1 pseudogene is annotated in these 903 nt (G+C 30.8%); it reads right to left on the reverse strand.

The features are described 5' to 3' along the window. Positions 1 to 426: 426 nt before the first annotated feature. Positions 427 to 903: pseudogene (locus DXA15_RS25400) on the reverse strand (hypothetical protein); the annotation flags it as partial.

Raw genomic sequence — 903 nt, forward strand, 5'->3', positions numbered from 1 at the left:
GCATTGAAGGTTTCATTGAATATTTTAATTCCTTTGTTATCAGATATTTGAACAGTTAACCCTTCAGCTTTTTTATTGAACATAGTTGAATACTATTATCGCTGTCTTCAAAAATAGCTTCAAAAGGAATAGGTTCTTTAATAATACTTTTGTAGCTCTGATCCCAACAATGTGGGAAATGTATTCTGTGTCTAGCGAATGAAGGAATTGAAAACAGTAATGTCAAAACAATGATTGACCCTAATTTGAAACTTTTCATAAACTCTTAATTTAATTGATTGTTATTGTGCAAAGGTAAACTATCAATCAAAAATCTTAGCGTTTTTTAATCTAAAACCAGTATGCATTTGCTTCCTGAATATCAGCGTTTTATCGCGCATGATGTATGCGGCATAGTTAATGATAACAATTACAGATCTAAATGTATTAAATTATCTTATCAATGAGGTATTCGTATATTGACATATCCTCTAGTTCTATACCAAGCTTTTTTCTTAATCGAAGTCGTCTGGTCCTTACTGATTGGGGGGCGACACATAGTAATCTTGACTCAGATTTATTGTCCAAGCCAAATATGAGCAAACAACAATATTGCCATTCTGATATTGATATTTCGGGATAAAACTCAAGAATCAGAGCTTTATATTTAGGGTAAATACTTCTTATGTCTTTTTCCATTGCCTTGTAAAGCTTTTCATCGATAAGAGCCTCTTTATTGTTGGGGATGAATTTTTGAGCTAAATCGGCTATCTTTTTCCCACTACTAGAATTTTTAAGTAAAGTATACTTAATTTGTTTTAGTTCAGTACTGAGACCATCAATCTCATGTTCTAATTCATCTAATTTCTCTAAATCTTTTTTATTTGCCTCAATTTCATTTTTCTTTATATCTAGTTCTTTTTT

Origin of the sequence: Parabacteroides sp. AM58-2XD (assembly GCF_003463685.1) — a bacterium.
GTDB lineage: Bacteria > Bacteroidota > Bacteroidia > Bacteroidales > Tannerellaceae > Parabacteroides > Parabacteroides segnis.